This window comes from Streptomyces sp. NPDC012769 (assembly GCF_042901205.1).
Classification (GTDB): domain Bacteria; phylum Actinomycetota; class Actinomycetes; order Streptomycetales; family Streptomycetaceae; genus Streptomyces.
Map to the genome: position 1 here is coordinate 119,541 of NZ_JBIBCP010000001.1, position 13,115 is coordinate 132,655.

The 13,115-nt window shown below is 71.1% G+C and carries 13 protein-coding genes; 5 read left to right on the forward strand and 8 right to left on the reverse strand.

The features are described 5' to 3' along the window. Nucleotides 1-344: 344 nt before the first annotated feature. On the reverse strand, nucleotides 345-1,235 hold the full coding sequence (locus tag ACFY7C_RS00575; protein WP_389645844.1) for a LysR family transcriptional regulator: 891 nt from the start codon (nucleotides 1,233-1,235) through the stop codon (nucleotides 345-347). 57 nt (nucleotides 1,236-1,292) lie between these two features. On the opposite strand from ACFY7C_RS00575, the gene ACFY7C_RS00580 reads away from it, so the two are divergent. After that, a complete protein-coding gene (locus ACFY7C_RS00580; RefSeq protein WP_389641562.1) occupies nucleotides 1,293-1,466 on the forward strand; it encodes a hypothetical protein in 174 nt (57 codons plus the stop codon). Between the two features lie 16 nt (nucleotides 1,467-1,482). Here the strand turns inward: ACFY7C_RS00580 and ACFY7C_RS00585 are convergent, their stop codons facing one another. The 4 genes from ACFY7C_RS00585 to ACFY7C_RS00600 form a co-directional block, all read right to left on the reverse strand. Next, nucleotides 1,483-1,875, reverse strand: a complete 393-nt coding sequence (locus ACFY7C_RS00585) for a RidA family protein (RefSeq protein ID WP_389641564.1) — start codon at nucleotides 1,873-1,875, stop codon at nucleotides 1,483-1,485. A gap of 177 nt (nucleotides 1,876-2,052) precedes the next feature. Next, nucleotides 2,053-2,889, reverse strand: a complete 837-nt coding sequence (locus ACFY7C_RS00590; RefSeq protein ID WP_389641566.1) for an ABC transporter permease — start codon at nucleotides 2,887-2,889, stop codon at nucleotides 2,053-2,055. Then, entirely contained in the window at nucleotides 2,886-4,448 is a 1,563-nt protein-coding gene (locus ACFY7C_RS00595) for a hypothetical protein (RefSeq protein ID WP_389641568.1), read from the reverse strand. Before ACFY7C_RS00595 ends, ACFY7C_RS00590 begins: the two co-directional genes overlap by 4 nt. Then, entirely contained in the window at nucleotides 4,445-5,392 is a 948-nt protein-coding gene (locus tag ACFY7C_RS00600; RefSeq protein ID WP_389641570.1) for an ATP-binding cassette domain-containing protein, read from the reverse strand. The genes ACFY7C_RS00595 and ACFY7C_RS00600 overlap by 4 nt, the downstream gene beginning before the upstream one ends. A gap of 165 nt (nucleotides 5,393-5,557) precedes the next feature. On the opposite strand from ACFY7C_RS00600, the gene ACFY7C_RS00605 reads away from it, so the two are divergent. The 3 genes from ACFY7C_RS00605 (at nucleotide 5,558) to ACFY7C_RS00615 (ending at nucleotide 9,015) form a co-directional block, all read left to right on the forward strand. Next, the gene (locus ACFY7C_RS00605) at nucleotides 5,558-6,817 is read left to right on the forward strand and encodes a sensor histidine kinase (RefSeq protein ID WP_389641572.1); all 1,260 of its coding nucleotides are present in this window, start codon (nucleotides 5,558-5,560) and stop codon (nucleotides 6,815-6,817) included. Then, the gene (locus tag ACFY7C_RS00610) at nucleotides 6,814-7,491 is read left to right on the forward strand and encodes a response regulator transcription factor (RefSeq protein WP_389641574.1); all 678 of its coding nucleotides are present in this window, start codon (nucleotides 6,814-6,816) and stop codon (nucleotides 7,489-7,491) included. Before ACFY7C_RS00605 ends, ACFY7C_RS00610 begins: the two co-directional genes overlap by 4 nt. Before the next feature lie 72 nt (nucleotides 7,492-7,563). Then, nucleotides 7,564-9,015 carry a hypothetical protein gene (locus ACFY7C_RS00615; protein ID WP_389641576.1) on the forward strand — a complete coding sequence of 484 codons (1,452 nt, stop codon included), beginning with the start codon at nucleotides 7,564-7,566 and terminating at the stop codon, nucleotides 9,013-9,015. 38 nt (nucleotides 9,016-9,053) lie between these two features. Here ACFY7C_RS00615 and ACFY7C_RS00620 read toward each other — a convergent pair whose 3' ends face one another. Both ACFY7C_RS00620 and ACFY7C_RS00625 read right to left on the reverse strand, forming a co-directional pair. Further along, on the reverse strand, nucleotides 9,054-9,368 hold the full coding sequence (locus tag ACFY7C_RS00620) for a DUF6980 family protein (RefSeq protein WP_389641578.1): 315 nt from the start codon (nucleotides 9,366-9,368) through the stop codon (nucleotides 9,054-9,056). Continuing rightward, entirely contained in the window at nucleotides 9,365-9,526 is a 162-nt protein-coding gene (locus ACFY7C_RS00625; RefSeq protein ID WP_389641580.1) for a hypothetical protein, read from the reverse strand. The genes ACFY7C_RS00620 and ACFY7C_RS00625 overlap by 4 nt, the downstream gene beginning before the upstream one ends. Nucleotides 9,527-9,628: 102 nt before the next feature. Between ACFY7C_RS00625 and ACFY7C_RS00630 the strand changes: the two genes are divergently transcribed. Then, nucleotides 9,629-11,317: a phosphodiester glycosidase family protein gene (locus ACFY7C_RS00630; RefSeq protein WP_389641582.1), complete on the forward strand. Its 1,689-nt coding sequence runs from the start codon at nucleotides 9,629-9,631 to the stop codon at nucleotides 11,315-11,317. 111 nt (nucleotides 11,318-11,428) lie between these two features. Here the strand turns inward: ACFY7C_RS00630 and ACFY7C_RS00635 are convergent, their stop codons facing one another. Further along, nucleotides 11,429-13,078 (reverse strand): immunity 49 family protein, encoded by a 1,650-nt coding sequence (locus tag ACFY7C_RS00635; RefSeq protein ID WP_389641584.1) that lies wholly within the window; start codon nucleotides 13,076-13,078, stop codon nucleotides 11,429-11,431. Between the last annotated feature and the right edge of the window lie 37 nt (nucleotides 13,079-13,115).

A 13,115-nucleotide genomic window follows, 5' to 3' on the forward strand; every position in this document is an offset into this window, starting at 1 on the left:
CTCCCGTGAGAGCCACATCCGGATCAACACAGGTTTCGTGCGGTGATCGATAACTCGGCGGTTATCGCCGTACGGGGGGCGGCAGGGGAGAGCGACGCGGCAGGAGGGCTCTCGCCCCTGGCGGAGGAGTCGCACTTCGGTCGGGACAGCCGAACGACTCCGGCTGACCAAGCGCGGGTCACCCGGGCATCCGAGCCGGGATGATGGGGCCGTGGGCGCGACGCGGTATCGGATCGCGATGCGGTATCAGGCGCGACGCGGTATCGGTCGCGATCCGGTATCAGGTCGGTGAGACCGCCTGGCCGTCCGGCCGGCGGCGTCCTCCTCCGAGACTAGGCGGCGCGTCAGAACCGTCGTGCGCCGAGTTCGCGGACCATGCCGGCGAGAGCGCCGATCAGCTCGTTCTCCGCCTCGGTCCGCCAGACCAGAGCGAAGGACAGTTCCGCCAAGTCCGTGACGGGCAGCCAGCGGATGTTCGGCATGCCCCAGTGCCGAGTGACATGGCGCGGAAAGCAGTGGAGGATTTCCCCCATGCCGACCTGGTTGATGAGCTCCTCCGCGTTGGTCACGGGGCGTCGCCCGCGCTCGATCGGCCGACCCTGGAAAGTCTGGAAGGGCAGGTAGCTGTCCTCCCAGTAATCCGGAAAGGCGGGCGCCATGGCGTGCTGGAAGTCGGCGAACATCTCCAGGCGCACCGATGCTCGCTCGGCGAGCTCATGGTCGGTGGTCACCGCGAGGACCCGGGGGTCCGTGCACAGGACCGGACCGACCGTGAGGTCCGGCTCCTCCACGGGCAGCCAGGCCACAAGGACGTCCATGTCGTTGTCACGGAGTTGGCCGAACGGATCGACGTACTCCAGCTGGCGAATCTCCAGCTCCCACTGCGGATGCCGCGAGCGGAAGGCCCTCCAGTAGTGGTGCAGGTCGACGACGTTGAACGGCATCATGCCGACGCGGAGCCTGCCCGTGACACCGCGGGCGGCCAACCGGGCACGCTCCAGGGACTCGTGGAGGCCGGCATAGACCGGCTGCAGATCGTCGCGCAGCTGGCGTCCGACGTTGGTCAGGCGCACGGTGCGGCTGGTGCGCTCGAACAGCGGGGCGCCGATGCGCCGTTCCTGCTTCCTGATGGCCTGGCTGACCCGCGCCTGGGAGACCCGAAGCCGCTCGGCGCTCCGGCCGAAGTGCAACTCTTCGGCCAGGACCAGGAAAATCTCGATGTCCCGCAGCTCCATCACGCCCCCGCGTCCTTCTCCGTCGACAGCTCAAAGGCTGTCGAGCCGGTGAAGTATATGCTGATCACACTTCGGCGCGAGGGGCGTTGGCTAGCGCGGGAGTGCCGGGAGGGCCAATCTGGTCCCCACCACGAGAAGCGCGGCTCCCGCGGCGCCCGGCCGCTGTGTTTCGACCCGGTCGACTACCGCGAGCGCCACGCGGTCGAGCGCGGCATCAACGACTGGCTGTAACCAGCACTTTCACGAGTCAGTCGACGATGGCGTCGAGTTCCAGCTCGACGAGCCAGTCGGCGTCAATGAAACGCGATACTTCGACAAAGGTGCAGGCTGGACGGACTGACGCGAACCGCTCTCCGTGCGCTCGCGCGGCTTCCTCCCACCGGGTCACGTCCGTGAGCATGATGCGTGTCCGCACGACATCCTCCAGCGACGCCCCGGCTTCCTTCAGCGCGGCCTCGGCGATATCCAGGCACCTCACGGTCTGCGCATAGACGTCACCCTGCCCCACCGTCGTCCCGTCGTTCCCGATGGGCGCGGTGCCGGCAACCGCGACATGCTTCCCTTTGCGGATCGCCCGGGAGAATCCGATACGAGGCTCAAGCGGTGAGCCGGAACTGACCATCTGTCGAACCGATTCCATCACCCCATGCTCTCAGAGCGCGGCGCCTTCGATACACGCCCTCGCCGCCACGGGTCCGTGGTGCCAAGACCCGCCCGCCCGGCGTCGCTCCCGATCGGCTGGATCGTTGACCGGGTGAGGTGCCGGGCCGGGGAGGCGCCCGAAGTCACCGTGCTCGCGTAAAGCGGCTCCATTCGGCTATGCGTCGCGCCGGTGCAGCAGCAGGCTGCCGACCGCCAACGCGGCCGCGGCCCACGTGGCGAGCACGCCCAGGCCGGTCCATGGTCCGATGGGCAGCTCGTGCAGATGGACCGTGGCTTGGACGGCGAGTCCGGCGGTCATGGGCGAGATCTGCTGGAGGTGGCGCTGCCACTCCGGGTCGTGGACCACTTGGGTGACGACCGGGAAGAGGTAGAGCAGCCCGAGCACGATCCCGATGGCGGTCACCGCCTCCCGTACCGCCGTCGCCACGCCGAGGCCGATCAGGGCGATCAGGACGAGGTAGAGGACGGAGCCCACGGCCGCGCGCAGGGTCGGGCCGTGGGCCAGGGACACCGGGGCATAGCCGTGCGCCTCGGTGAATCCGTTGCCGGGCAGGATGTAGCCGCCGATGAGGAGGGAGGCCAGGACGGCAAGCGTCCCGGAGGCCAGGACGATCGTGGTGAGAACGGTCGCCTTCGCGGTGAGGGCGGTGAGCCGGTTCGGCATCGCCGTGAACGTGGTGCGGATCATGCCGGTGCCGTACTCCCCGCTGACCACCAGCACCGCGAGGACGACGATGGCTGCCTGCCCGACGGTGACGCCGGTCAGGGCGAGCCTGACGGCGTCCTGGCCGCATCCGGCGTCCGGGCACTTCACGGCCTTGGCGGTGCCGCAGCCGACGGCCACGGTCAGCGCGACGGCGAGCAGGAGCAACCAGCCCATTCCCCCCGCGGTGCGCAGCTTCGTCCACTCCGCGTGCACGGCGCGGCCGAAGTCCCCTCGCCACGCGCCGTCCGCCGTGCTCGTGAGTCGTGCACCGCTCAGGAGACTCATACGTCCCTCCCCCGCAGGCGCACCACGGCCAGACCGAAGGCGAGCGCGGCGAATCCGCACAGCACGGTGAGGCCGGCCCAGGGCGCCAGCGGGTAGTAGCCGGTCGACGGCTCGTACACGCTGAGCACCTGCGCGTACCGCGGGAGGGTCTGCTGGACGGCGAAGCCCGCAGCCGGGGTCACGCGCAGCAGCCACTCCGAGACGCCCGGGGGCAGCACGCCGGAGGTGGCGAGCAGGAAGGGCAGCACGATCGATGCGATGACCAGGGCCACCGCCGTGCCGCTGCGCCGCAGCAGGGCGCCGACGCCGAGGGCGAGCACCGCGGCGGCCGCGCAGAGCAGGCCGGTTCCGACCATGACGCGCAGCTCGGTGCCCGACGTGACCGGGAAGACGTGGAAGCCCCTGCCGAGCGCGCTGCGTTTCCCGATGGGAAGGGTGATCGCGGCGGCCACCAGGCCCATGGCGAACGCGACTCCCCCGGCCACCAGCGCCTTGGCGCCGAGCACGCGGCCGCGCAGGGGAGTTGCCGCCATGGTCGTACGCAGCAGACCATGACGGTGCTCGCCGGTGATGAACACCGTGCCCACGGCGGTCACCACGATCAGGCCGGCGAAGGTGCCGACGAGGAAGTTCTCGACGGAGAAGCCGACGCCCATGACGGGGCCGCCGACGACCGGTGCGATGTCGCCGGCCCCGGTCACGGCGAACCCTCCGCCGTCGGTCCGGGTGAAGCCGCCGCGGGTGGTGTTCGTGTAGCTGCCTGAGGTGCCCGCGTCGCCGCCCACCTGTGTGCCGCTCCACGCTCCCTGGGACCAGTCGCCGGTGAGGGTGGGGCGGCCGAAGGCGCCGGTGGCCACGGCGGGGCTGAAGCCCGTGCCCGCCGCGGTGTCCTGCTTCGCCGCCGGTGTCGTCGCGAAGAGCCCGGCCCGCACGGTGCGCGCGAGCCCGGGCAGCTTCGCTTCGCCGACCTCGGTCCAGTGGGTGCCGTCGGTGGAGGTGGAACCGGTGAGTCTGTCACCGGAGCGGACCAGGCGCAGCCAGTGCGGGGACTCCTGGGAGACCTTGCCGGAAGGGCCCGCCGTGTCGTGCGTGTAGTTGTACTGCATGCGCACGCCGTGGCCGCCGGTGGCCATGACGGCCGCGTACGGGGATCCCTGGCCGAGGCTTTCCTTCACGATGATCCCGGCCTTGGCCCAGGGCTGGGTGCCCTGGGCCGTCTTGCCGGTCCCGGTGTCGGCCACACCGGTCAGCGATCGCAGGGGGACGGTGAGGGTGCCGTCGCCGGTGAGCGTCTTGTGGACGAAGTAGAAGCTGTCGTTGACGGCCTCGCCTCCCGGGCCCTTCGGATACGAGGCGGAGTCGGCGCCCCGACCGTCGGGGGCGGGGGCGGCCGTACCGAGCAGGCCGACCACGACGGTCACCAGGAGCGCTCCCGCCATGGCGAGGGCCCAGCCGCGTACCGTACGGAACTTCGTCCACTCGGCGTGCAGCGTCCTGAGGAACCCGCCGCGCTCGCAGCGCCTCGTGGCCGGGGGGCGGGGGGTGAGGGTGGCGGTCATCGCGTGGCCTCCCCCGCCGGGATGCCTCGGTACTCCACCGCGTCACGGGTGAGCTCCATATACGCCTCTTCGAGCGTCGCCCGGTGCGCGGACACCTGGGAGAACGGCACCCCGTGCCGGGCGAGCAGGGCCACGATCTCCTCGTCGACCAGGCCCGTGACGCCGAGGGTGTCGGGGCCGGTGGCGACAACGGTGGCGCCCGCGCCGTGCAGGACCTGGGCGGCGCGCGGAGGCGCGGAGGTGCGCAGGGTGATCCGGCCGCCGGACGCGTCGGCGAGCAGCTCGGACACGCCGGCGTCCGCGACGACCCGGCCGCGGCCGATCACCACGAGATGGTCCGCGGTGTCTTCGAGTTCGCTCATGAGATGGCTGGAGACCAGAACGGCGCGTCCCTCCCGGGCCAGCGACGACAGGAAGCCGCGCATCCACACAATGCCGTCGGGGTCGAGGCCGTTGAACGGCTCGTCCAGCATGACGACCGGCGGGTCACCGAGCAGCGCCGCCGCGATGCCCAGGCGCTGGCGCATGCCCAGCGAGAAGCCGCCGGCCTTGCGCCGGGCCGCCGTGCCCAGGCCGGCCTGATCGATGACCTCGTCCACCCGCCGGGTCGGCACACCCTGTGAGTGGGCCAGCCACAGCAGGTGGTTGCGGGCGGTGCGGCTCGGCTGCAGCGCGGAGGCGTCGAGCAGTGCCCCCAGATGCCGAAGCGGGCGACGCAGACTGCGGTACGGCACCCCGCCGACCAGGGCCTTCCCCTCCTCGGGCGCGTCAAGGCCCAGGATCACGCGCATGGTGGTGGACTTGCCCGCGCCGTTCGGGCCGACGAATCCGGTGACCCGTCCGGGCCGCACGGTGAACGTCATCCCGTTCAGAGCCGGCTGTGGCCCGAAGCGTTTGCGCAGACCGATCACCTCGATCGTCGCCTTCGTACTCTCATCGCTCATGGGCCCCACCCTGAGACGCGGCGAGTTACAGGGGCCGAACGGCCGCTGTCATCTCGCTGTTAGGCGCCTCGGCTTAGCCTGTCCCAGTACGTGTCCTGGTACGTGTCCTGGTACGTGTCCTGCACGAGCACCGGTACGTGTCCCGGTGCGGTGGGAGAGGGGAGCATGCGGATGAATGGGGGTCTGCCACGACGGCTCGCGGGCCTGACCGCCCGGCTCGGCCTGCGCCGTGGCACCGCCCGTACCCGGTTCACCGTCTTGTACGTGACCCTGTTCCTGCTGTCGGGAACGGTGCTGCTCGCCATCGCGGCCGTGGTGGCATCCGGCGGATCGCGCTCCAGTCAGACCGCCCCCGATGGCGGCACCGATCGGCCCGCCACGGCGCCTCAGGCCGCGGGCCGCATCGACGCACTGGAGCAGCAGCTGGCCCAGGTGCACGACATCCAGTCCCGGCAGATCCTGATCGGCTCCGCCATCGCCCTCGGCGTCATGACCGTGATCTCGGTCGGCCTCGGCTGGTTCGTCGCCGGCCGGGTGCTGCGCCCGCTGCGCGTGATGACCGCGGCAACCCGCCGGATCACCGCCGACAGCCTGCACGAACGGCTCGCCATCGACGGCCCCGGCGACGAGGTGAAGGACCTCGCCGACACCATCGACGACCTCCTCGGCCGCCTGGAGGGCTCCTTCGACGCCCAGCGCCTCTTCGTCGCCAATGCCTCCCACGAGCTGCGCACCCCACTCACCACGATGCGGGCCTCCCTGGACGTGGCCCTCGCCAAGCCGGGCCCGGTACCCGAGGCCACGGCCACGCTGGCCGCCAGGATGCGCGCCGAACTCGACCAGGTGGAACGGCTGCTGGAGAGTTTCCTCGTCCTGGCTCGCACCCAGCACGGCGAGTTCACCGACCGAGCGCGCCTCGACCTCGGCCGACTCGCGCTGACCGCCCTGACCGCACGGGCGAAGGACATCGCGGCCAAGGGCCTGGCCGTGCGCGAGAACCGGGTCGACGGCTCCGCGTGGGTGTGGGGCAGCCGGACGCTGCTGCGCCGTGTGGCCGACAACGTGGTCGACAACGCGATCACGCACAACGACCCCGGCGGCTGGATCAGTGTCGCCGTACGGGCCGAAGGAGACGACGCGGGCACGGTGTCCCTGGTCGTCGAGTCCAGCGGACCGGTCCTCGACCAGCGGCAGGTGACGGGCCTTACGCAGCCTTTCCGCCGCCTCGGCGCCGACCGGACCGGCACCGGCGAGGGCAGCGGCCTCGGCCTCTCCATCGTCGCGGCGATCGCCCGGGCCCACCACGGCACCCTGGACCTGCGCGCCCGCCCCGACGGCGGCCTGCGCGTCACTGTCCATCTCCCCCGTACGGACGGAAGGGCCACGGCGGAAGCCCCCGACACAGAGACGTGCGTGGCGCGTTGAGAGTCCTGGTGGTCGAGGACGCCCGCGCCCTCGCCGAAGTCATCGCCGAGGGTCTGCGCGACCAGGGCATGGCCGTGGACGTGTCCCACGACGGGCTCGACGCCGCGGCCAAGCTGGACGTCAACACGTACGACGTCGTCGTGCTCGACCGCGACCTGCCGGGCATGCACGGCGACGCCCTCTGCCAGATGATCACCGAGAGGGACGGCCATGCGATGGTCCTCATGTTGACCGCCGCCGTCTCACCCGGGGACCGTGTCAGCGGCCTGACCCTGGGCGCCGACGACTACCTCGCCAAGCCCTTCCACTTTCCCGAACTCGTCCTGCGCATACGTGCCCTGGCCCGCCGCCGCCCCGCCGCACGTTCCCGCACCCTGAGTGCGGCAGGCATCGAGCTCGACCCGATACGCCGCATCACCAGCCGCGACGGCCGCCAACTCGACCTCTCGGTCAAGGAATTCGCGGTACTCGAAGCGCTCCTGACCGCGAGCCCCGCCTTCCTCAGCACGGAAAACCTCCTCGAACAGGTCTGGGACGAACACGCCGACCCGTTCACCAACACCGTCACGGTGACCATCAGCCGCCTACGACGCAAACTCGGCGACCCCCCGGTCATCGCCACCACACCCGGAGTGGGGTATCGGATCATCGACACAGCCGCCCCACCCGACTGAGACGTCGTTTCCTTCGGTGAGCCGGCGGTCCATCTGCCGTGCCACGCTCCCGCGTTGGTACAGTCCGCGATCATGGGGAGAAACACCTGGCTGACCAGGGCTTCGGGTGGGGGCGCGCTGCTGTTCGCGGTGCTGGCGATGTGGACACTGCTGCTGCGGGCGGGCATGTCCGTGTACCGGCCGGACGTGGTCGCACTCGGGGCCGTGGCTCTGGTCCTGGGCGCCGTGTGGGTGTGGTCGGGTTCCCGGCCGGTCCGCGTTGCGGCCCCCCGGCAGGCCGATCCCACACCACCGCCCGCACGCCTGCCCGTCGAGCCGCAGTGGATCCGTCGCATCACACCCTGGCTGCTGGGCGTGGCCGTGATACTGCCCGCCCTGTCCGTGGCGATCGAACTGGCGATCCGGCCGGACGGTGACGACCTCACGCGCATCGCCGCGATACAGAAAGCCGGTGCCGAAACCGCCGAAGGCACGATCGTCGACGTTCACCGGCTGACGAGGGACGACCCGAAAGTCGCGATGTTCAGCGGTGACGTGACGGTCGAAGTCCCCGTCCGCGCCCCGGACGGCCACCGGGTCACCGGGCGGGTCGAGGTGCGCAACGGCCACTTCGGGATGCAGGGAGGGAGCAGGCGCGGCTCGCCCAGACCCACGATGGTCCTGTACGCCCCCTCGGCACCCGAACTCGGCGGCGTCGTGGACTACTCCGGCCAGATCGGCCGGTACGCGGAGAATGACTCCCCCTTCGCGTTCTCCCTGCCGCCCTATCTCACGGTGGCGGCCTTCGTTCCCGGCGGCCTCCTGCTGTTCCTCTGGTCGATGCGCGTGATGTCGCACGCCCCGAAGACCGACGCTGCCGTCCGGACGCTGCGCGAGGACGCGGCCGGCGGATCGGCCCTGCCCGCCATCCGCGCGCGGATCATCTCGGCCCGGCGCGGCGACCACGTGTCGCTCGGAGACGTCGACGGCACCGTCCGCGTGACCTCGGACCACAAGCTGCGCTTCGCACTGGAGGACGGCTCCGAAGTACTGGCCGCGGGCCGCGGCGGCCCGCCCCACGCGCTCGCCCTGCTCGCGGCCACCATGGGCGAACGGCCGGGCTGGCTGTGCGGCGCCCGTAACTGGCGCCTGATCAGGAACAACCAGCCGGTCGTCTTCGTCACCGACGAAGGGGAGGTGGCGTGGCTGGAACTGGACCGCGCCGACTTCGAGCGCGTCCTCGCCCCCGCGACCACCGTACAGCCCGACCCGAACCGCCGTACCGTCCTCGCCCCCACCCCCACCACCGTGCTGCCGGGCGCCCACTGGCCCTGGCTCGGCGGCCTGCTGCTGTCCTATGCCCTCGCCACCTACGTCCTGGTGGTCCCGATGTCCTGGGGCGCCGCACTGTCCACGACCGCAGTCGCCGCAACCACCGCCGTCGCCGCCTTCGTCTTCCTGGCCCGCCGCCGAGCGGCCCTCACGGACCGCCTGGGCCACTGGGAAGTCCACGAAACCCGCGACCCGCAACTGGGTCCGGCATAGGACGTGTTTCGGAAGCGGCTTGAGAGGCTGGCGGTCCGTCAGTCCTGAGGCATCGCAGCGAGCCAGCGGTCGTCCTCGAACTCGGCAGGAACCTCGTCCTCCCACGGGTCGATCCCGCGGCGCTCCAGTTCATCGAACCACCGGTCCCGCTGCGACTCGGGGAGACGCCGTCCGCACCAGGGGCAGAAGTCGATCGTGCTGCTCGACGTGCCGCCGTCGTGGATGATCAGCCCGTACTCCTGGAACCTGGCGCTGAATTTGACCAGCGCGTCCGGGCAGGCGAAAGGGTCGTCGTGCTGGTCGCAGGACACGTTCACGTGGCTGTTCATCGCCTCGCAGCAGTGGTTGGTCATGACCTCGGGTTCTCGTTGATCGACACGGTGACCAGAAGTAGATCACGGTCGATGATGACGACGGACACGCGGTGGTTCCGACTGGAGCGGCTGCTGCCGAAGGACAGGAAGCCGGGCCGGCCGCCGACCTGGACGAGGCGGCAGCTGATCGACGGCATACGGTTCCGGCGCCGGCGCGACGGCCCCCGGCCAAGCGGGTGATGACGGAGAGAAAATCACACGACGTCGGAACGTACCTCGCGATGGATAGCCTCCACGCCATGATGAAGAGAAGTGGCCCCTTGTGGGCCGTGACCGCTGCCCTCACCACCATCGTCGTCCTGGCCGTGCCGGGCAACGGCACAGCCGTGGCGGAGGGTCCCGCCGTCCGCATGCCGCTGGGACCGGACGAGCTGATCACCCAGCCGAGCGCTCCGCAGACACTCGCGCCGGGGGTGACGTACCAGAAGTTCACGCAGGGGTACTCCTCGGACCGCTGGACCGTCTGGGTGCGGGACAGCGAGCAAGGCCCCGAGACGATCGCGTCATGGGAGGAAGCCACCGCTTTCGCCAAGGATGTGACCGACGAGGGGTACACCGATGTGTCCGTCGTGACCTTCGACGTGCCGGCGGCCGCCGACACCCCGGCCGGACGGGTCGGCTACGGCGTGCGCGTCGGCAGCTTCGCCCCTGGTGACCGGGCATCGGCGGACGCGCTGCAGAGCAGGCTCGCGGCCGCCGGCCACCCCGGCCGCGTTCTCTACACGGCCGAGGACGGGGCGCCGTCCACCGGCCCGTGGCAGGTGCGAGTCGTCCGCGTCCAGCCGACGGCGAACGTGAAACTGGAGGCCGTCCACGGCAAGGACGTCTCGACCTCGGAGACCGTCCGAGCGATGGCCGACGCCGCCGGGGCCCTGGTGGCGGTCAACGGCTCGGAATTCGACATCAGCAAGCCCGGGGCCCCCGCCCCCTACGAGGGCATACCGCAGGGCCTGTACGTGCGGAACAGCGTCATGCTCGGGGCCGCGAACAACGGGCGTACGGCGCTGCTCCTCGACGGGGCCGGCGCACGGGCCCGGATCACCGAGGTGACCACGGAGATCAAGGTCACCGCCGACGACGGGGCGACGAACAAGGTCGACGGCGTCAACCGGCTACCCGGCACCATCCTCGGATGCGGCGGCGGCCCCGAAGCGGAACTCCAGGGACGGGACACCCGCCTCGTCTCGGGAACGGCGACCGCCACGGAGCTGCCCTGGCGCAACGTCACCTGCTCCGACACCGACGAGATCGTCCTCTTCCGTCCGCAGTGGGGACCCGAGACCCCGCGTCCCGCAGCCGGCGTCGACAGCGTGGAAGCGGTCGTCACCGCAGGCTGGGAGGTCCTGGAGATACGTCCGGCCGGCGGTCCCATTCCGCCCGGAACCAGCGTCTTCCAGGGAATCGGCGAGCACGCGGACTGGCTGAGGAGCCACGCCAAGGAAGGCAGACCCCTCAAGCCCAGTTCCACCATCAAGGACGCCCAGGGCAACTCCGTGTGGAGTCCGACCCTCGCCGCCGTCGCCGGCGGCGGCCCCGCGCTCGTACGTGACGGTGAGATCCGCATCAACACCGCCGCCAACGGCATGACCCAGTTCAGCTGCGGAGACCTCGACAGCAGAACCCCCTGCCGGCCCAACAACACACTGCTGCAGCGTCACCCTCGCACCCTCGCCGGGGTCGGCTCCTCGGGCGAACTGATCCTCGTGACGATCGACGGTCGGTACGAGGGCTACAGCGTCGGCGCGACCTGGACCGAGGCCGCACAGGTCATGAAGTGGTTGGGAGCCGTGGACGCCGTGGGTCTCGGCAGCGGAGGCGACACCACGCTGATGATCGGCGGCACTCTGTACAACCGCCCCATGGACCTGTGGGGGACGACCCATCGCGAACGTCCGATGAGCAACGCCGTGGCCATCGTGCCCCGCTAGCGGCGTTCGCCCCCCGGGCCGACCACGGTTCGCCGATGGCAGGCAGGCCGGCGCCCAGGACAGGGCACGCGCGTCGCGGCACGCGGCCGCGTTGCCGATCCCGGACCGGTCCTAGAAGGGTTCCGCGGCCTGCAGGATGCTCGGCGGGAGGTAGGGGGATTCGACGTGGATGTCCCATCCGCGGCGCCGGGCATGGCAGACGAGGGCGAGGACGTCGAGGTTGACGGAGGCGTCGGGATCGTCGGCGCGGTCGGCGACCTGGTAGTAGGCGCGGTGGGCTTCGAGCGCGTCGGCCAGGGCGAGGTTGAAGCTCTCCTCGTCGCCCTCGGCGAGCTGGGACAGCAGCACGGCCGGCGGCATGGCGAAGCCCCAGTCCTTCGCCTGCTCGGCCCGCTGCAGCGCCCGCTCCGCGGCGGCCTCGGGGTCGGTGCCCTTCAGGTAGGCGTGGAGCGCCTCACGGTAGGCGTTGAAGGCGGATCCGTCCGATCCTGCGAAGGCGGGGCCGGTCAGGACCAGCGGGGCGAGGTCCTCGCGCGCGCCGGTGATGAGGGCGAAGGCGGTTGCCCTGTGCCAGTAGTGGGCGCCTGCTTCCCTGCCCCGGGAGGCGGGGTAGCGCAGTTCGCGGCCGTCGATCGTCACCTCGACCTCGGTGCCCGGCTCCGCCAGGGCGATGCGGAACAGGGCCGCTCCCATCTGGGAGGCCGTGCGCAGGGTGGCGAGCTGGGCGTCCGTGGCGTCGCCGCGGCCTCCCGCACGCCACTTGAAAAGGCGTTCCTGGTCCTCCATGACGCCAACGAGCTGCGATACGGCCAGAGGTGCTCCGTCGACGGGGGTGAACGCCTCCTGGACGCTTTCCTCGTACTCGGCCTCGAGCTGGGGGCTCACTGTCCAGTCCAAAGTCGGCCGCTCCACCACCAGCGGGCCGGCGGCAAGCGCTGCGACCGCGTCCGGCCGCCGGTCGCGGCCGAACCCCGCCACGCGCGGGCCGCGGGTCTCGAAGCCGGTGACCAGGGCGTGCGGGAGGTAGTCGGAGCTGAACGGCGGCGCCCAGCCCAGGGTCCGGTACGCGAGCGCGGCAAGGGTGAGGGGGATGAGCGGGAGAAGGCTGCGTGGGGAGGCCGAGGGGCCGTGCAGGGCCCTGTGCCTGATCAGGAGGTCGGCCAGCCCGGTGTCGAAGGTCTCCCGGTCCTCGGCGGCCAGGGCGCGCAGCGTGCGCAGCGCCGCGGTGTCCGGCCGGTCCAGCAGCGGGTCCCCGGTTTCGTCGACGCGGGTGCGGATGCGGTCCAGGGCGGCGTCGACGGCAGTGAGCTTGGCCTGGGCGCTCGGCGGGTACTCCTCGTCGTCGCCGGTGTCGTCCAGGGCCAGGGCCGTCAGCCCGGTGGCGAGCTCGCCGGCGGGCGTTCCCTTCGCCCGCTCGGCGAACTTCTGCCGGGCGAAGTGGAAGGCCTCGCCGTGCCACTTGGCCTTGTCCCTGAGGACCGCCAGGCAGAGCGCGTCGATCCAGTCCCCGGGCGTGACGCTCTCCTCGGGGGCGTCATCGCCCGGGTCGTAGCTCATGCCGAAGTTCACGTATTCCAGGAACACGTGGAAGGTGCAGTGCGGGTGGTACGCGGCGTAGGCGACGGCGCCGGCCGCGGCCTCGGAGGCGTCCTTGAGGGCGGCCCTGGCCTCCGGGGTGTCGAGGTCGGGCGTCTCGACGGAGAGGGCGCCCAGGTAGTCGAGGAACTCCTCGGCGATCGTCTGCCATTCGTAGGTGGCCATCCGGCCTCCCCTTGACATGGACCGCACCTGACCCCCG